The organism is Ramlibacter aquaticus, assembly GCF_015159745.1.
GTDB lineage: Bacteria > Pseudomonadota > Gammaproteobacteria > Burkholderiales > Burkholderiaceae_C > Ramlibacter > Ramlibacter aquaticus.
Window position 1 is genome coordinate 48,060 of sequence record NZ_JADDOJ010000005.1, and the last position, 17,233, is coordinate 65,292.

The window sequence follows — 17,233 nt, forward strand, 5'->3', positions numbered from 1 at the left end:
GCGGAGTGCCGCTTATCATGGCCCGCCATGAAGGTGCTCCTGTGGAAGATCGGCGCGCTGGGCGACGTGCTCATGACGACGCCGCTGGTGCGCCAGCTCCGTCGCGGCTGGCCCCAGGCGCGCATCGAGTACCTGGTGGGTCAGGCCTCGCGCGCGGCCATCGAGGGCAACCCGCAGCTGGACGCGGTCCGCAGCTTCGACGACGCGACGCTGTTCCGCACCCGGCCGGCCGGGCTGCCGGCCATCGTGCGGGCACTGCGCGGCTACGACGCCGTGTTCGTCCTGGACAAGCACTGGATCTTCGCCCTGCTCGCGGGCGCGGCGGGCGCGCCCTTGCGCATCGGGTTCCGCCGCCGCGCCGTCGATGCGATGGGCCTGACCCGGCACGTGCCCTACGGCGCACTGCGCCACGAGGTGCACGCCTACCTGGACCTGGCCGAGGCGGCGGGCCTGCCGGTCGACCGCGACGACCTGGCGCTCGAATTCGGCGGCGCCGTGGCGGCGGACCTGGCACCGGGCACCACGGTGCTGGTGAACAGCGGCGGGGCCAACCCCCACGAGGACTCCTCGGTGCGGCGCATGCCCGACCCACTGTTCGCGGGTCTGGTGCAGGCCTGCGCCGCGCAGGGGCCCGTCGCCTTCCTGGGTTCCGCGGCCGAGGCGGCGTACTACGAGCGCTTCGCCGGACCGGCCACGACCAACCTGTGCGGCCGCACCTCGATCCGCGAGGCGGCGGGTGCGTTGCGGTCGGCGGCGCGCGTCATCACCACCGACACCGGGCTCATGCACCTGGCCGCCGCCGTGAACCCCCGGGTGCTGGCGGTGTTCGGCCCCACGCACCCGGCCCGCAAGTGCCCGCCGGGCGCGCAGTGGGTCTGGCGCGATGCGCTGCGCTACGATGCCGCCTACGAAGTCTCCGGCCGCGTGCCGCGAGCCCGCTTCTTCGAAACCATGCAGGTCGAACACATCCTCCATGCAGCCGGCCTGATCGCGCCCACCCATGGCTGACGCGACGCCGTCCGGCGCCGCTGCCGACTCCTCCGTCCTCTCGAAGTACAGGCGGGTCTGGGCCCAGCTGCCGCCGCGCCTGCGCGCCAGCGCCGCCGTGCTGATGCTGGGCAACGTGGCGGGCGCCGCCCTGGAAGTCGCGGGGCTGGCCCTGCTCACGGCGCTGATGTCGGCGATCACGCCCGGCGCCAGCGGCACGGCCAGCCCCTGGATGCAGGCCCTGCTGCGGGCGCTGGACCCCGGCGACCCCGTGCAGCAGGCACTGCGGCTGGTGGCCGCCTGCGCGGCCGTGTTTGCGCTCAAGAACATCTTCATGGCCGCCCTGGCCTGGCTGGAAGCCAGCTTCGCTTTCCACTTGCAGGCCTTCCTGTCCGACCGCGTGCTGCACAACCTGCTCGTTCAGGACTACGAGCAGGCGGCGCGGCGCTCACCCGCCGTGCAGCTGAACCTGATGACCAGCGAGATGCAGACGCTGGTCTTCGCCGTCGCCCTGCCCACGCTGACCTTCGTCTCCGAACTGCTGCTGATGCTGGCCGTGGTCGGGTTCCTGTTCTGGGCCGAGCCCACGCTGACGGCGGCCGTGGTGGGCATTGTCGGCATCGCCGTGGCGGTGCTGATGCGGGCCAGCCGGCGCGCCGTGGGCACGCTGGGGCGCCAGCGCCAGCGCATCGAGGACGAGCGCACCCGCCGGCTGCGCGAAGTGGTCGACCACCTGCGCGAGGTGCACGTCTACCGCGCAGCCCAGGAGGCCCGGCGCCGCCTGCGCACCAACGGCGACGAGCTCGCACGCATCCTGCGCGCGTTCCAGATGCTGTCCACCGGGCCGCGCTTCGTGCTCGAACTCGTGCTGGTCGGGGTGCTGCTGGGCGCGGTGCTGATCGGCCTGCAAGGTGCCACCCGGCATGCGCTCATCGTCAGCGTGGGCGTGTTCGCCGCCTCTGGCTTCCGCCTGCTGATCGGCGCGAACCGCCTGATCATGAGCGCCCAGGGCATCCGCTTCGGCCAGTTCGCGTTCGCCCGCATCCTGGGTGACCTGGAGGCCGTGGGCCGGGACGGGCCCGCCACGGCGGCCCTGCCCCTGCCCGCCACCCTGCAGCCCGCCCCGCGGGCCCTGGCGCTGGCCGGGGCCAGCTACGGCTATCCCGGCGGGCCGCCGCTGCTGCAAGGCCTGGACCTGGCGCTTGCGCCCGGCGAGATGGTGGGCATACGCGGGGGCTCCGGCATGGGCAAGACCACCCTGCTGGAACTGTTCGCGGGTCTGCGCCAGGCCTCGGCCGGCCACCTGCTGCTGGACGGGCGACCGGTCGCCGACCCGGCCCGCGACATCTTCCCGGCGGTGGGCTACCTCGGGCAGAGCCCGGCCGTCTTCAGCGATTCGGTGCGGCGCAATGTGGCCTACGGCTGCGCCGACGAGGCGATCGACGATGCGCGCGTCTGGTCCGCGCTGGCACGCGCCCACCTGGAGGCGCACGTGCGCACGCTCCCCGGCGGCCTGGACGCCGAGATCGGCCGCGACGGCGTGCAGTTCTCCGGCGGCCAGGCGCAGCGCCTGGCACTGGCCCGGGCGCTGTACGCCGGGCGCCGCTTCCTGCTGCTGGACGAACCGACCTCGGCGCTGGACGGCCCGACCGAGGCCGACGTGATCGCGACGCTGGTCGAACTCTCGCGCGAGTGCGGCCTGCTGCTGGTCTCGCACCGCCCCGCGCCGCTGCAGGCCTGCACGCGGGTGTACGAACTGCAGCAGGGCCGGCTGCAGCCGGTGGGCCTGGCGGACCTCAGGCCATGAGACGCCGCACCAGCAGCTCGAACTGGGGCTGGTAGCAGAAGTCGTAGCCCTGCGGCCCCTCGGGGATGACGTTGGGACAGAGGTGGCAGACCTCGAGCAGGCGCCGCACCTTCAGCGCCTCGGCCACGGAGAAGGGGAAGCTCTGGTTGCCGATGAACAGGCGGGCACCCGCGATCACCCGGGCCAGCTCCAGGAAGTCGCGCACCGGCTGGTACTCCAGCCTGGGAATGCGCTGGCGCATCTCGGCGAATTCGGCCTCGACGCCCACGAACACCACCCGGGGGTAAGCCGACAGGAAAGCGTGGTCGATGGACGGCGCGTGATAGCGCTGGCTGCGCGCCAGCACGATCGCGTCCGAGAACTCCGCAGCCGGGTCGGCGAACAGCCAGGGCTGGCCCAGGTCGGCATTGACCGCGAAGGTCAGGAAGTACCAGCGCGCGATGTGGCCGCTTTGCTGCGGGAAGGGGTAGTCGCGCATGCGGTCCATGTCCCAGTCCACCGCCTGCCCCGGTTGCCAGACTTCGCATGCGGCGACACCCGGCTGCGCGGCCAGCAGCGGGCGCAGCCTGTCGAACATGGCCTGGTTGAAGGTGACATTGCCCAGCGGATGGGCCCGCTTGCCGTAGTAGGCCGGCGTGTCCAGCTTCAGGTGCAAGGACAGGGGCAGTCCGGCGGCGAGCGAACGCATGGCAGGCAGCGCGTAGACGATGTCGCCGGCATTGCCGCTGTGCTTGAAGCGCGCCTGGCCCGTGCACTGCACCTCCAGCACCGGCGGCACCACGCGCTTCAGATTGGCCGTGTACAGCCGCGACTTCAGGTCCTCGAACATCGAGAAGGCGTAGCTCACGCTGCGCTGCGGCAGGGATCCGGGCTTCAGCAGGGGCATGCTTGTCTCCTCGGGCGCCGTTGCGCCAGCGGGCTCACAGGCCGCGCTCCCAGGGCAGGCCGGTGCGGCCGGTGACGTGGTCGCAGTCCATGTGGAAACCGGGCTTCATCACCTCGTCGACAGTGCCCACGCGCACGCCGTTGAGCGCGCGGAAGTACTTGAACCACACGATGCCGTCGTCCTGCACGTAGAGCTTGAAGTCCGAACTCGGGTAGCCGCGCACCACGCCCAGGGGAATGCGCAGCCCGATCGCATCGCCGGGCGGGAAGAGGCGCGGGCAGGCCTGCTCCAGGCGCTCGAAGGCCGCCAGGGCGCGCGCCGGGATCGCGGCCGCCTTGCGCGCCTGCGGGTTGGCGCCGTGTTGCAGCGGGCACAGCCAGAAGCCGTTCAGCCGGGCTGCCGTGCCGGGGCTGCCCTGGCCCAGCTTGCGTTCGGCCATGGCGACCAGGCCGCGCGAGGGCATGAACCTGCACGCCCCGGCATCGGCCAGGGAAAGCGCCTGGCGCGCCAGCAGGTCGTCGATGGCCTGGGCCAGCGCGGGGTCCATGGTGCCGCTGTCCTGGCCGCCCGGCAAGGTCGGGAACAGCGCGAACATCGTGGTCGAGGCGTCGAGCAGCGCCTTGGCACGCCGCCCGTCGGCGCTGGGATCGTCCGCCCCCTTCAGGCCCGCGATGTTGATCCAGCGCGAGTCGGGGTGGAAGCGCGGCGCGATCAGGGAGTAGGAGATGCTGGACAAGGTCACGAAGGTGGCCGGCCTGGCACGTACATCGGCCGGGATGTCCACCGCGAAGGGCTCGCCCTCGCCCCAGCTCAGGTGGTTCCAGCTGCGCCAGGGCACGGCCTGCGTCAGCAGCATGGCCTGCCAGCCCACCATGGCCAGCACCACCGTCATTCGAAGGGCGCGCGTGCCCGGCAGCAGGTGGGCCAGTCCCACGCACAGCGGGCCGGCCATCAGCAGGAAGGCCATGAAGTAGCGGCCGTTCCCGCTGGTCACCAGCCAGGGCACGAAGGCGGCAGCGGTCAGCGCGAGCAGCCAGGCCGGCGCCGGGTTGCGGCGCACTGCGGCCCGGCCGGCCACCACCACCACGAAGGCCAGCAGCAGGGCCAGCGCGAAGCGGAAGTCGGGCGCGATGATTTCGGTGTAGACCCCGCCATCCGGTGCGGCCATGGCCAGGGGCCGCAGCAGGGCCTCGCGCAGCGAGTCGGGCAGAAAGCGGATCATGGGTGCCAGCCCAGGGCCGCGCGCAGCGGTGCGAACAGCGGGTCGTAGAACGGGTAGACCGGGTTGCCGTAGTGCTGCCACAGCAACCACCCCCAGCGGCCATAGCCCAGGGCCACGCCGGCAAGGGTGGCGATGCCGGCCAGCAGCAGCTGGCCCAGGCGGCGGCCTTGCCGGGCCTCGCCGCGCAGCCACAGCAGGGGCAGCACCAGCGACAGCGGGCCGTTGCTCAGCTTGAAGGCGACCGCGATGCCCGCGAACAGGCCGGACGCCACGAGCAGCCGCAGGGACGCCGGGCCGTGGCCGTCGGCCGGCAAGGGCACGGCCTCGAGGGCCAGCGCAACCGCCCACACCAGGGGGATGGCCGCGTAGAGATCGTTGGACGTGCTGTCGAACATGGACAGCACCAGCCCGCTCAGGAAGGCGAGCAGCACGGCGGCCGCGCGCATCGCCAGCCCGTACAGGTCCCGCTCGGGCACCATGCGGCGCGCCAGCAGCCACAGCGCGGGCACCGCCGGCAGGTACAGCAGGTCCAGCACTGCGCCCGCCCAGCGCCCGGCCACGCCGGCCTGGAACAGCTTGTAGACCGGCCAGTACAGGTAGGGGTACTGGAACGACTGGCCGGAGGCCGCAAGATAGTCCCGGTCGAAGCGCGGGTGCTCAGCGATCCAGCCCAGGTAGATGTGGTGGTTGATGGCGTCCCAGCTCAGGCCGATGCTGCCCAGGCCCAGCGGTATTGCGGCGAAGGCCAGGGCAGCCAGGGCCACCAGGGCCGCCAGCTCCTGGGCGGGGGTGGGCAGGCGCAGGCTCATGAACGCGCCGAGCGCCAGCAGAAATGCAGCGCGCCGGCAAAGAACGAGGCGATGCCGACCTGCATGCCGGCGGCCATCAGCGTCACCGCGGGGATGGCCGAGCGCATGGTCTCCACCGGGTCCAGGGGGCCGAAGCCCGCGCGCACCCAGTCCACCGTCAGCCAGAGCGACCAGGCCAGGCCGACGATGAAGGACGCCAGCCCGAGCAGCAGCCCGTTCTCCAGCGTGAATTGCGAGGCCCAGCGCTGCATCCAGCCGGGCTGCGGCACCAGGCCCGCGAGCACGGCGAGCCACTTCGTGAGCAGCGCGAAGATGATGAACTGCACCCCCAGCAGCGTCGCGCCGCCCAGGAACAGCAACGTGTGGATGCCCAGATGCAGGGGCTGGGTCACGGCCGGCCCTGCCAAGCCCAGGACCAGCCCCAGGGCGCCGGCGAGGAAGAGGCCCACGCCCGGGTAGAGGAACAGCCAGCGCGGGCAGAACAGCAGCAGGAAGCGAAGGTGCCGCCAGCCGTCACGCCAGGTGCGCAGGTGCGGCGGGCGGTCGCGCCCGTCGGGCCGCAGCGTGGTGGGCACCTCCTCGATACGCAGCCCGCCCAGGGCGGCCTTGGCCACCATCTCACTGGCGAACTCCATGCCTGGCGTGATCAGGCCCAGGCGCAGCATGGCCTCGCGCGAGAAGCCGCGCAGGCCGCAATGAAAGTCGCGGATCGGAGTGCGGAAGAAGAGCCGTCCGATGAAGCTGAGGACCGGGTTGCCCAGGTAGCGGTGCAGGAAGGGCATGGCCCCGGGCGCGATGCCGCCCTTGAAGCGGTTGCCCATCACCAGCTGCGCGCCGGCGCGCAAGCGGGCGAGGTAGTCCGCCAGGGCCGAGAAGTCGTAGCTGGCGTCGGCGTCGCCGATGATCACGTAGCGCCCCTGCGCGGCCTGCACGCCCGCCAGCAGCGCCGCGCCATAACCGCGTCGGGGCACCGGCACCACCCGGGCGCCAGCCGCCTGCGCGATCGCCTGCGAGCCGTCCTCGGAGCCGTTGTCGGCCACCAGCACCTCGCCGGCGACACCGTGGCGCTGAAGGAAGTCCCGCGCGGCCTGCACGCACTGGGCCACGGTTCGCGCCTCGTTCAGGCAGGGCATCAGCACGGTCAGCTCGGTCTCGGGCATAGGCTGGAGGATAAGGGCTCGCCGCAAATGCAACGAGCGGCACAAGGCCGCTCGTGGGTCATGCGCTACAGGCCTCAGGCGGCCTGCAGGCTGTCATCAGCCGCGGCAGGAGCCGGGCAGGTACTTGGCGGGGATGGGGTTGGACGCCGACGGACCGCAGACCCACTTGTAGATCGCCTTGCCCATGTCGGTGGACGAGGAGGCGGCCTGGGAATCGGTGGAATACGGCACCAGCTGGATGGCCTTGCCATCGATGTTGGTGGAATCGATGCCGGTGGCGACCACGGTCACGACGCCGTTGATGTCCGTGTGCACGCTCAGGACGTACTTGGAAGCCTGGTTGGTGGACTCGCAGCCCCAGTTGTCGGCCGCGGGCGTGGAGGAACCGGACTGGTACACCTCGGTGATGGTGGTGCGGCAGGCCGAGGCGGCGAGCACGACTTCCGACATCTTGGCGCGCTTGGTGTAGTCCTGGTACGCGGGCAGGGCCACGGCGGCCAGAATACCGATGATCGCGACCACGATCATCAGTTCGATCAGGGTAAAGCCCTGTTGCAGTTGACGCTTCATTGGAACCTCCGGGTTGTTGATGAAGAAGCGTGTTCTCTGCTGCAAAGGCTGTGCCACCCGGAACTAACTCACAAATGAGCCATTTCTGGGTTCTTTAGTACTCAATTTGGGTTCCTATTTGTGTCATCGCTCACTGTAAAAGCAACAAAATTGTCAGCAGGCAACGAAAAAACGTCGGCCGGCGCAAGGCCGGCCGACGTGTGCGCGCCGCGATCCGCGGCGCTCGCCCCAGATCTCAGCCGCGGCAGGTACCCGGCAGGAACTTGAGCGGGACACCGTTGTCCGCGGTCGGGCCACAGACCCACCTGAAGATCGGCTTGCCCAGGTCGCTCGCGGCCTTGGCCACGGTGGTGGCGTCGCGGTACGGAACGAGCTGGATCTGCATCTGGTCGATCTTGTCGTCGTTGAACCCCTGGGCCATCACCGTGATCACGCCGTTCTGGTCCGTGTGGACACTGCGGACATATTTGGAGCTGGCGTCCGTGGACTCGCAGCCCCAGCCATCGGCCGGCGGCGTGGTGCTGCCCGACTGGTACACCTCGGTGATGGTGGTGCGGCAGGCCGACGCCGCCAGGATCAGCTCCGACATCTTCGCCCGCTTGCTGTAGTCGATGTAGGCGGGCAGGGCCACGGCGGCCAGGATGCCGATGATGGCCACGACGATCATCAGTTCGATGAGCGTGAAGCCGCGTTGCTGTTGCAGGGATTTCCTCATGGGTGCTCCTCAGGTTGGGGAGCTTGGCCACCCGCAATCCGGAGGCCATGGGGCTACCTTGGGAAATGAGGAACGAACTTGTTCCGTGGAGGCACGAGCCTCACGCCTGCCCTGACGGAATGGTCAAGCGACAAAAATGTCGCGACACAAGCGGCGACACCGGTCCCTGAGGTCGCGGCGGCTCGCGGCGCCCGGCCTCGCGGCCCGTGGCCCGTGGCCGGACCCCGGCTACTTGATGCAGACCGAGCGCACCTGCTTCAGGTCCGTCAGGCCCATCATGATCTTTTCCATGCCGTCCATCTTCAGGGTCCGCATGCCGCTGGCGACGGCGGCGACGAAGAGTTCGGCCACGCGGGCGCGCTCCTGGATCAGTTTCTTGATCTCGTCGTCGGCCACCAGCAGTTCATGCAGGCCGATGCGGCCCTTGTAGCCGGTCTTGTTGCACTTCTCGCAGCCCACGGCCCGGTAGTAGCGCAGCCGGCCGCCTTCGCCGTGGGCCTTGACCCAGGCCTCGTACAGCTTGCGGGCCTCGCCCGCGTAGTCGGCCCTCCAGGCCGCGCTCTGGCGCAGGTCGTCGGCGTATTCAGCGATGAAGGCCTTGATCTCGTCGGACTCCGGAAAGTAGGCATCCTTGCAGTCACACAGCTTCTTGGCCAGGCGCTGCGCCAGGATGCCCAGCAAGGCGTCGGCGAAATTGAAGGGGTCCATGCCCATGTCCAGCAGGCGGATGACGGACTCGGGCGCCGAGTTGGTGTGCAGCGTGGAAAACACCAGGTGGCCGGTGAGCGAGGCCTCCACGCCCATGGAGACGGTCTCCTTGTCGCGCGACTCGCCGACCATGATGATGTCCGGGTCGGCCCGCAGGAAGGCGCGCATCACCAGCGCGAAGTCGATGCCCGCCTTCTTGTTGATCTGGACCTGTCGCAAGCCCTTCTGCGTGATCTCCACCGGGTCCTCGGCGGTCCAGATCTTGGTGTCCGGGGTGTTCAGGAACTTCAGGATGGAGTGCAGCGTGGTGGTCTTGCCGGACCCCGTCGGACCGCAGACGTAGAACAGGCCGTAGGGCTTGCTCACGGTCTTCTCCAGGCGCTCGCGGTTGATCGGGGTCAGGCCCAGCTTCTCCAGGGGCAGGGGTTCGCCGGCGGCCAGGATGCGCATCACCACGTCCTCCACCCCGCCCGCGGACGGGATGGTGGCGACCCGCAGCTCGATGTCCAGCGGCCCGAACTTCTTGAACTTGATCTTGCCGTCCTGCGGCTTGCGCTTCTCCGAGATGTCCAGGTCGCACATGATCTTCAGCCGGGTGACCAGCGGCTGGCGGAAGTGCGAGGGCACCTCGATGTAGGGCTGCAGGCTGCCGTCGACGCGGAAGCGGATCAGCGTCTTGCCCTTGCCGGGCATGGGCTCGACGTGGATGTCCGAGGCCTTCATGTTGTAGGCGTCGACGATCACCTTGTTGACGAACTTGACCAGCTCGTTGTCGGCGGCCGCATTGACCGAGTCGCTGTCCTCGCCGTCGTCGTCATCGCCGCCCGAGCCCATGTCGGCCAGCATCTCCTCGACCGAGGCGCCGTCGTCCACGCCATAGAGCTGGGCCAGCGTCTCCTCGAACTCGGTCTGCGTGGTGACGCGGTAGAGGAACTTGGCGTGGCGCGGGAACACCTGCGGCACGATGCGCGAGCTGCGCACGGCCTCGGGGTCGGTGCACATGACCACCAGGCCATCGGGCGTCTCCTCCAGCGGGATCCAGCCCTGCTCCTGGACGAAGTCCCGCTTGAGCGCGCCCTGCAGCGACTCCACGCGCATGCGGGTCGGGCTGAAGGGCTCGTACGGCACGCCGAAGAAGCGGGAGAGCGAGGGCCCGATCTGGGCCGGCCGCACGCGGCAGTCGGCCATGAGCACATGCTCCACCGGCCGCACTTCCTCGCGCGCCTTGGCCACCGCCGCGTCCAGTTCCGCGGCCGTGACCACGTTGCTGGAGACCAGGCCGTCGTAGCGGCCGGCCCGGCGCCGCGCCTCGACCTGCACCTTCTCCTGGCGCTGGCGGATCGCAGTAGCCAGCGTCTTGCAAAGCTGGTGGGCGCCGTCGATCTCCAGCTCGCCGAAGGGCTGGTCGCTCTTGTTGTTGATGACCTGCAGCACGCCGTACAGCTCGCTGCCGTCCAGGATGGGCATCACCAGGACCTGCTTGGTCCGGTAGCCGGAGCGCCGGTCGACTTCCTTGAGGAAGCTGAGGTTGGGGTGCAGCCTGCGCAGGGCCTCGTCGTCGTAGACGTCGGCCACGTTGATCATGTCGCGGCTCCAGGCCACGTAGCCCGCCAGGCTCTGCGGGCTGATGGGCAGCTTCAGGTCCTTGCTGGTGTTGAGCCCGGTCTTGACCTTGGAGACGATCGCGCTGTGGTCCTCGCTCACCGCATAGAGCGTGAGCCGGTCGGCGTTGAACAGCCGGCAGATGTCGTGGCTCACCTCGGTCATGATCTGATCGAGGTTCTCCGTCTCGTGGATGCGGGTGCTGACCACCTGGAGCTGCTTGTAGAACAGCGCCTCGAAGGTCACGCCGCGCTTGTCGGGCGGCAGCTGCTGCGTCTCGAAGAACGCCGAAGTCGTTTCCCGTTCGGAGCGAGGGATGGCGCTCATCGCAGGGGCGGGGTCAAAGGTCGAAGACCTGCCCGGCACGCAGCCAGCGGATGTCGTGGGCGACGTGGCGGCCGCAAGGCTGCGTCTGGTCGAACTTCTGGATCTCCCGCATGATCAGGTCGGTCTCCGCCGGCTTGGTGTGCGTGATGTAGATCGGGAAGCGCTGGTCCTTGTCGATGCAGTCCAGCTCCTCGGCCAGGGAGACCGGGGACAGGTGCAGGCTGCGCCGCGCGAGGTCGAGCTCGCGGTTGGAGAACGCGGTCTCGATGACCAGGGCGGCCACGTTCATGTGGTTGATCCGCTCCCAGAAGGCCGGGTTGCGCTCGGTGTCGCCCGTGAACACCCAGCAGCCCTTGCCCGCGGCGACCGAGAAGCCGACGGCCGGCACGGTGTGCACCGCGGGCAGCACCTCGATGGACTTGCCCTTGATCTCCAGCGTCTGGCCCACCTTCAGTTCGTGGAAGGTGACGAACGGGTTGGCGGGCGTGGGGATGCGGCTGAAGTCGGGCCAGATGACGTCGTTGAAGATGTGCGCACGCAAGGCCGCGATGGTGCCGGCCAGCGCATGGATGCGCACGGGCTCGGTCAGCTGCGAGGCGATCGTGTCGATCATCAGCGGCAATGCTGCCACGTGGTCCAGGTGGGAGTGGGACAGCAGCACGTCCCCGATGCCGGCCATCTCCTCCAGGCTCAGGTCGCCCACGCCGGTGCCCGCATCCACCAGCACGTCGTCGTCGATCAGGAAGGATGTCGTCCGGCATTCCCTGGCGATCGCGCCGGAACAACCGAGGACCCGAACCTTCATTGTTTGCGCTGCCTCTCGCAATGTTGTGGCTAAGTTTGTCGTCCCGCCCCGCACAGGGCGACGGGTTAAAGCTGAGCGGAGGTTAAGCGCTGTGAATGGCGCCCGTAAAGGAATTTTTTGGGGTTCCGGCGTTTTTCGATACGGGAAACGCGGGGTGTGGAGGCCGGATTGCGGGGACGCCACCCAGGCCCGGCGGCGCGAAGCGGCTGTTCAGGCGCGCGGGGCGCCACGCCTGCCCGTGCTTGCCGCCTGGCCGGCAACACTGCGCGAGCCCAGGCCGAGGCCCCCGCCTGCCACGCACATCACCAGCCCGTCGCACATGGGCAGCACCCGGGGGCGGACGACTTTCCTGTGGTCGGTGTCGACGCTGACGATATGGTCGCCCCGCGGGCGTCGCTGCGTAGAAACGCGGCAGCGTGGCCCGTGGGCCGCTGCCCTCAGGCCGCCTGCACAAACTGCATCTGCGTCCCGGCGAGTTCCAGCAGGTCGCCGTTCTTGAGCGTGATCGGCTCGTTGCCGATCTCGGCACCGTTGACCGTGGGCCGGTTGCCGCCTTCGACGTGGGCGACCACGAAGCCGTGGGGCCGCTTGGTGATCGCGGCGACCGCGACGCCGGGCTTGCCGATCGTCGTCACCACCTTGACCAGCGGAACCTGCCGGCCGGCGGCCGCACCGGAGAGCACCTTGATGCTCGCCTGCAGCTGCTCCAGGTCGGCCGCGGGGGCGGGCGCCGCGGCAGGACCGCCCGGCGGCACCATGCCCGGCTTCATCAGCAGGGTCTTCTCGTAGGAAGGCCCGGGCTGCTCGGTCATGAACTTGATCTTGTACTTCCCGACCTCGATCGTGTCGTTGTTCTGCAACAGCTGCTTCTTCACGGCCTTGCCGTTGATGTACGTGCCGTTGGTCGAGTTCAGGTCCTCGATGTAGACCTCGTTGCCGGACATCTGGAGCACCGCGTGCTCACCGCTCACGGCAAGGTTGTCGATCACCACGTCGTTGTACGGCCGCCGGCCCAGCGTGGTCCGGTCCTTCGTCAGCTGCACTTCCTTGATGACGACACCGTCGATCGAAACGATCATTTTCGGCATGGCCCGCTCCTGTCCATTTTCGTTATCCCGGTCACGTGGTGAACGCCTATTTTCCCAGCAATCGCTGCATCAATCCCCGCTTTTTGGCGTCCTCGTCGGCCCGCGCCATCAAAACGGAAATATTGTCCCTGCCGCCGTTGGCGTTCGCCGCATCGACCAGGGCCACCGCCTTCTGCTCCAGCCCATCGCCGCTGGCCAGGATGCGGGCGATCACCGCGTCATCGACCATGTCCGAGAGACCGTCCGAGCACATCACGTAGATGTCGCCCGGCTCCACCTTGAATTCGTTCACTTCCAGCAGCACCGCGTCTTCCACGCCCAGCGCCCGGGTGACCAGGTTCTTGTTGGTGGAGACGGCGGCCTGCTCGGGCGTGATGAGCCCGGCGTCCAGTTGCTCCTGCAGCAGGGAGTGGTCACGCGTGATCTGCGCGAGCACGCCGCCACGCAGGCGGTAGCAGCGTGAATCGCCGATGTGCCCCAGCATCAGGCGCCCCTCGCCGAAGACGCCCACCACCAGGGTCGTGCCCATGCCGCTGTAGTGCGGGTTCGAGTTGGCGGAATTGAAGATGGAGCGGTTGGCGTTGTCGACGCAGATCTCCATGGCCCGGCGGATTTCGCGCGCGTTGGCATTGCGCCCGGCCTGCGAGAGCCAGCGTCCCAGTTCGGCCTTGATGAAGGTGGTCGCCATCCCGCTGGCGATCTCGCCGGCGTTGTAGCCGCCCATCCCGTCGGCCAGGATGGCCAGGCGGGCCGACTCGTCGACCGCGACTGAATCCTCGTTGTTCTCGCGCGCGAGCCCGGGGTCCGTCCGGGTGCAGAACTCATAGATCATGTCGACAGGGGATCTCCTGGCCGCGTCAGGAGCCCATGCCGGGGTCGCCCGGTGGCCTGCGCTTCACTTCGGTTTTCTGGTAGCCGCCCGGCGGCTGGACCGCGGCAGGGGCAGGCGCATCATAGCCTTGCACAGGCGGGTCTGCTGGCGCCGCCACGGCCCGGGTCGCCACGTGCGCCGCCGGCCCGGCGGCCATGGCCGGCGCGGCCACGGTGGCGTCGAAGGGCGACGCCGGTACGCCCGGCGGGTGCGCGGTCGGGGCCGCCGCGTCCGGGCCGGCCCCGGTCGCGCCGCCCAGTTCGGCCAGCACGGTGCGCAGGTCGGCGGCGAACTGGTCGCCGTCCTGGTAGCGGGTTTCCGCGCGCTTGCTCAGGGCCAGGGTGACGATGTTGGCCAGCCGCTCCGGGATCTCCGGCCGCAGCACCCGGATGTCCGGCGCCGGTTCGTTGGCGATCTTGTACATCAGCTCGGCCATGGATTCGCCGCGGAACGGCAGCACCCCGGTGAGCATCTGGTAGAGCATCACGCCCAGCGAATACAGGTCGGAGCGGCCGTCGACCTTCTTGCCGGCGATCTGCTCGGGCGACATGAAGCTGGGCGTGCCCAGCACCAGGCCGGTCTTGGTCTTGCTCGAATCGGTGATGCGCGCGATGCCGAAATCGGTCACCTTGACAGTGTCCGACGCGGGCTCGTACATGATGTTCGCCGGCTTGATGTCGCGGTGCACCACGTTCTGGCGGTGGGCGTAGGCCAGGGCTTCGGCGACGCGGGCCACGATGGAGACCACCTTGGGCACCGGCAGCAGCTGGGGCGACCTGCAGAAGTCGACCAGGTCCCGGCCCTTGAGGAACTCCATGGCGATATAGGCCAGGTCGTGCTCTTCGCCGGCATCGAAGATGGTGACGATGTTCTGGTGCTGCAGCCGCCCCGCGGTTTCGGCCTCGCGGAAGAAGCGCTCGCGCGCGTCGGCCAGTTCGTCGCCCTCGAACTCCTGGGACAGGGCCATGGTCTTGATCGCGACCACCCGGCCGATCTTCGGGTCGCGTCCCTGGTAGACGATGCCCATCGCGCCCTTGCCCAGCTCCTTCTCGACCTGGTAGCGGCCCAGCATGGGCTTTTCCACCTGGCCATCCTTGAGCAGCAGGGCGCCGCCAGGGTGCGCGCCACCCCCGCCCAGCAGCACGGTTTCGGACAGGTTCTTCACCCGCGCCAGCTTCTCCTGCAGGTCCTTGTAGTGCGCATCGTGCGCGGCCATGTGCTCGTACACCGCCTGGGCCTTGTTGAACTGGCGCTTGCGCTCGAAGTCCAGGGCCAGGTTGTAGAGGTTCTCCATCACGGCCTCGCCCATGGGCACGTGGCGGAAGCGGTCGAAGGCCATGTCCAGCTGCCCCTGGCCCTGCAGCGCCATGCCCATCATCCGGCTCGTCTCGGCCGACTCCCGGTCCGACGGCAACGTGCCCGCCTCGGTGACGAGGAAGCGCTTGGCGGTCAGGGCGAGCTGGCCGATCAGCAGCAGGCCGGCCGGCGCCACCAGCTCGATCCACAGCGCCGAGCCGGTCAGCAGGAAGAACTCCACGCACAGCAGCACCATGAAGAGGCCGGCGCTGACGCCAGCGCCCCGGCCCGTGGGCAGCCGCGGCAGCAAGGCCACCAGGTACAGGCCCACCAGCAGGAAGGCCAGGGCGGCCAACACCCGGCTCCAGCCCGGCTCGACGATGAACTGCTCGTTGAGGATGGAGGAGACCACGTGGGCCATCAGTTCGACTGGCGCGACACCGGGGTTGCCCGGCACGGGGAACAGCGTGCCCACGCCCGCCGCCGTGACGCCCACCAGCACGATCTTCCCGGTGTACCGGGAGGCCGGGATCTTGCCGCTCACCACGTCGTAGAAGGAGTCGCGGGCGAAGGCCGGCCTGCCGTCCCGGGCGCCGTAGAACTGCGGGTACATGAAGGCACCGTCGCCCGTGCGTATGCGCAGGCGTCCCAGGCTCACGCTGTCGCCCGCCGGGTCCAGCCGAAGGTCGGCCGGGCCCAGCTTGAGGCTGCGGGCGACGGCGAGCAGCGCGAGCGACGGAACGGCCTTGCCGTAGTAGTCGACCATCAGGATGTCCTGGCGCACCGCCCCGTCCAAGTCCACCCGCTGCGTGAGGTGGCCCACGCCCGCCGCCGCGTTGCCCAGCGGGTCGATGGGAAACTGCCCGCGCAGGACGGGCAGGCCGTAACCGCTGCGATCATCGAGCGCGTTCTTCGCCACGGACGCGGGGAGGGGCTTGTCCGGGTTGCCCTGGGGAATGCCGAGGTCGAACACGGCCGGCAGCAGCACGTTCCCGGCCTTGGCCATGCTGGCGGCGAGCCGTGCGTCCGCGTCCAGCGCGCCCTCGGCCTCGGCCATCAGGCGGGCGAGCGCTTCGTTCTGGTCGGCGGCCGGGCCCAGCGCATCCCGGATTTTTCGGATGTACCCCAGAGCCCGATCGGTCTGCGGCTCCGAAAAGAGGACGGTCTCGACGATGGTCTTCGCCCGGCCCTCGACCAGCTTGTCGATCAGCTGGGCCTGGAGGTCGCGCGGCCAGGGCCAGCGGCCCAGGGCGGCGATGCTCGGGTCGTCGATGGCGATGATCGCCACCTGGTCCGAGGGCGAGCGGGCGCTGCTGGTGACGCCCAAGTCGTAGAAGCGCCGCTCCAGCGTACCGATGGCGTCCGTGCCCTTGTGCAGCACCAGCACCAGCAGCACGACCACCGCACCCACGAACCCGTCGGACCGCCAGAACTGGCGCCGCTTCGCGGATGAAGAAGTGCTCACTGACCGCCCTTGTGCCCGTCCTGGTGCGGCGGGGTCGCCACACACCCACCTGCGCGCCTGGAGGAGCAGGTTCGTTCAGAAGTTAACAGAGCCCCGGCAGGGGGACAAGGCACCCTGTCACGCGCAAGCTACAAACAGTTGCAAATGCAGTTCGGGCTCAGGCCCCGGTCAGGTTCCGGCCGAACGGGCGCGGCTGCGGGCCTGCAAGGCCTTGCCCACGGCCAGGACCAGCAGGGCGCCGGCGGCGGCGGCGGCGGTGTGCAGCCCGTGATGGGCCGCGGCGACGTCCGCCAGCACGGCGTCCGAGGCCAGGGTCTCGCCGCCCACCCAGCCGATCAGGGCGGCGCCGCCCGCGACGATGAAGGGGAAGCGCTCCATGAGCCGGACCATGAGCGTGGCGCCGAACACCACCAGCGGGATGCTCAGCGCCAGCCCGAAGACGAGCAGCAGCGTGCTGCCCCCGGCGGCGGCGGCCACCGCGATGACGTTGTCCAGGCTCATCACCACGTCGGCCAGCAGGATGGTGCGCACCGCGGCGCCCAGGCTGCCCTGGGCATGCGCCGCCGTGCCGTCCCCCTCGTCCTCGTCCTCGGCCAGCAGCTGCACGCCGATCCACAGCAGCAGCACGCCGCCCACGATCTGCAGCCAGGGCAGGGCCAGCAGCCGGGCCGCCACCACGGTGAGCGCCACCCGCAGCACCACCGCAGCCCCCGAGCCGAACAGCACGGCGCGGCGCTGCTGGGCAGGCTGCAGGGTGCGCGCGGCCAGCGCGATCACCACCGCGTTGTCGCCCGACAGGATGATGTTGATCCAGGCGATCTTCACCAGCCCGACCCAGAACGCCGTGCTCGAAAGGAAATCCATGGGCCCAGTGTACAAACGGGGCCGCTGGGGCCCCGTCTGTATCGTGTCTTG

General features: G+C 69.5%; 14 protein-coding genes. 2 read left to right on the forward strand and 12 right to left on the reverse strand.

Annotation, left to right across the window (positions count from 1 at the left end; all coding sequences use genetic code 11):
- The first annotated feature begins 27 nt into the window (after positions 1 to 27).
- Positions 28 to 1,008, forward strand: coding sequence for a glycosyltransferase family 9 protein (locus IM725_RS02440; RefSeq protein WP_193778976.1), 981 nt, complete (start codon positions 28 to 30; stop codon positions 1,006 to 1,008).
- Positions 1,001 to 2,794: an ABC transporter ATP-binding protein gene (locus IM725_RS02445; protein WP_193778977.1), complete on the forward strand. Its 1,794-nt coding sequence runs from the start codon at positions 1,001 to 1,003 to the stop codon at positions 2,792 to 2,794. The genes IM725_RS02440 and IM725_RS02445 overlap by 8 nt, the downstream gene beginning before the upstream one ends.
- Here the strand turns inward: IM725_RS02445 and IM725_RS02450 are convergent.
- The 12 genes from IM725_RS02450 to IM725_RS02505 form a co-directional block, all read right to left on the reverse strand.
- The gene (locus tag IM725_RS02450) at positions 2,784 to 3,680 is read right to left on the reverse strand and encodes a glycosyltransferase family protein (RefSeq protein WP_193778978.1); all 897 of its coding nucleotides are present in this window, start codon (positions 3,678 to 3,680) and stop codon (positions 2,784 to 2,786) included. The genes IM725_RS02445 and IM725_RS02450 overlap by 11 nt on opposite strands.
- A 34-nt stretch (positions 3,681 to 3,714) precedes the next feature.
- Entirely contained in the window at positions 3,715 to 4,902 is a 1,188-nt protein-coding gene (locus tag IM725_RS02455; protein ID WP_193778979.1) for a hypothetical protein, read from the reverse strand.
- On the reverse strand, positions 4,899 to 5,711 hold the full coding sequence (locus IM725_RS02460) for a hypothetical protein (RefSeq protein WP_193778980.1): 813 nt from the start codon (positions 5,709 to 5,711) through the stop codon (positions 4,899 to 4,901). The genes IM725_RS02455 and IM725_RS02460 overlap by 4 nt, the downstream gene beginning before the upstream one ends.
- Positions 5,708 to 6,871, reverse strand: a complete 1,164-nt coding sequence (locus IM725_RS02465) for a glycosyltransferase family 2 protein (RefSeq protein WP_193778981.1) — start codon at positions 6,869 to 6,871, stop codon at positions 5,708 to 5,710. The genes IM725_RS02460 and IM725_RS02465 overlap by 4 nt, the downstream gene beginning before the upstream one ends.
- A gap of 96 nt (positions 6,872 to 6,967) precedes the next feature.
- The gene (locus tag IM725_RS02470; RefSeq protein WP_193778982.1) at positions 6,968 to 7,441 is read right to left on the reverse strand and encodes a pilin; all 474 of its coding nucleotides are present in this window, start codon (positions 7,439 to 7,441) and stop codon (positions 6,968 to 6,970) included.
- Between the two features lie 235 nt (positions 7,442 to 7,676).
- On the reverse strand, positions 7,677 to 8,156 hold the full coding sequence (locus tag IM725_RS02475) for a pilin (protein WP_287066759.1): 480 nt from the start codon (positions 8,154 to 8,156) through the stop codon (positions 7,677 to 7,679).
- A gap of 228 nt (positions 8,157 to 8,384) precedes the next feature.
- Complete coding sequence (locus tag IM725_RS02480) at positions 8,385 to 10,793, reverse strand: GspE/PulE family protein (RefSeq protein WP_193778983.1); 2,409 nt, start codon at positions 10,791 to 10,793, stop codon at positions 8,385 to 8,387.
- A 13-nt stretch (positions 10,794 to 10,806) separates the two neighbouring features.
- Entirely contained in the window at positions 10,807 to 11,598 is a 792-nt protein-coding gene (locus IM725_RS02485) for an MBL fold metallo-hydrolase (RefSeq protein WP_193778984.1), read from the reverse strand.
- A gap of 437 nt (positions 11,599 to 12,035) precedes the next feature.
- Positions 12,036 to 12,686, reverse strand: a complete 651-nt coding sequence (locus IM725_RS02490; RefSeq protein WP_193778985.1) for an FHA domain-containing protein — start codon at positions 12,684 to 12,686, stop codon at positions 12,036 to 12,038.
- Between the two features lie 46 nt (positions 12,687 to 12,732).
- A complete protein-coding gene (locus IM725_RS02495; protein WP_193778986.1) occupies positions 12,733 to 13,518 on the reverse strand; it encodes a Stp1/IreP family PP2C-type Ser/Thr phosphatase in 786 nt (261 codons plus the stop codon).
- Positions 13,519 to 13,543: 25 nt separating this feature from the next.
- Positions 13,544 to 16,318 carry a CHASE2 domain-containing serine/threonine-protein kinase gene (locus tag IM725_RS02500; RefSeq protein ID WP_193778987.1) on the reverse strand — a complete coding sequence of 925 codons (2,775 nt, stop codon included), beginning with the start codon at positions 16,316 to 16,318 and terminating at the stop codon, positions 13,544 to 13,546.
- A gap of 168 nt (positions 16,319 to 16,486) precedes the next feature.
- A complete protein-coding gene (locus IM725_RS02505; protein ID WP_193778988.1) occupies positions 16,487 to 17,182 on the reverse strand; it encodes a TerC family protein in 696 nt (231 codons plus the stop codon).
- Positions 17,183 to 17,233 lie beyond the last annotated feature (51 nt).

Excerpts from the sequence above, each read along its gene's own strand:
- IM725_RS02485 (WP_193778984.1), bottom strand. The coding sequence starts at position 11,598 with ATGAAGGTTCGGGTCCTCGGTTGTTCCGGCGCGATCGCCAGGGAATGC.
- IM725_RS02505 (WP_193778988.1), bottom strand. The coding sequence starts at position 17,182 with ATGGATTTCCTTTCGAGCACGGCGTTCTGGGTCGGGCTGGTGAAGATC.
- IM725_RS02490 (WP_193778985.1), bottom strand. The coding sequence starts at position 12,686 with ATGCCGAAAATGATCGTTTCGATCGACGGTGTCGTCATCAAGGAAGTG.
- IM725_RS02460 (WP_193778980.1), bottom strand. The coding sequence starts at position 5,711 with ATGAGCCTGCGCCTGCCCACCCCCGCCCAGGAGCTGGCGGCCCTGGTG.
- IM725_RS02450 (WP_193778978.1), bottom strand. The coding sequence starts at position 3,680 with ATGCCCCTGCTGAAGCCCGGATCCCTGCCGCAGCGCAGCGTGAGCTAC.
- IM725_RS02480 (WP_193778983.1), bottom strand. The coding sequence starts at position 10,793 with ATGAGCGCCATCCCTCGCTCCGAACGGGAAACGACTTCGGCGTTCTTC.
- IM725_RS02495 (WP_193778986.1), bottom strand. The coding sequence starts at position 13,518 with ATGATCTATGAGTTCTGCACCCGGACGGACCCCGGGCTCGCGCGCGAG.
- IM725_RS02455 (WP_193778979.1), bottom strand. The coding sequence starts at position 4,902 with ATGATCCGCTTTCTGCCCGACTCGCTGCGCGAGGCCCTGCTGCGGCCC.
- IM725_RS02440 (WP_193778976.1), top strand. The coding sequence starts at position 28 with ATGAAGGTGCTCCTGTGGAAGATCGGCGCGCTGGGCGACGTGCTCATG.
- IM725_RS02470 (WP_193778982.1), bottom strand. The coding sequence starts at position 7,441 with ATGAAGCGTCAACTGCAACAGGGCTTTACCCTGATCGAACTGATGATC.
- IM725_RS02445 (WP_193778977.1), top strand. The coding sequence starts at position 1,001 with ATGGCTGACGCGACGCCGTCCGGCGCCGCTGCCGACTCCTCCGTCCTC.
- IM725_RS02465 (WP_193778981.1), bottom strand. The coding sequence starts at position 6,871 with ATGCCCGAGACCGAGCTGACCGTGCTGATGCCCTGCCTGAACGAGGCG.
- IM725_RS02475 (WP_287066759.1), bottom strand. The coding sequence starts at position 8,156 with ATGAGGAAATCCCTGCAACAGCAACGCGGCTTCACGCTCATCGAACTG.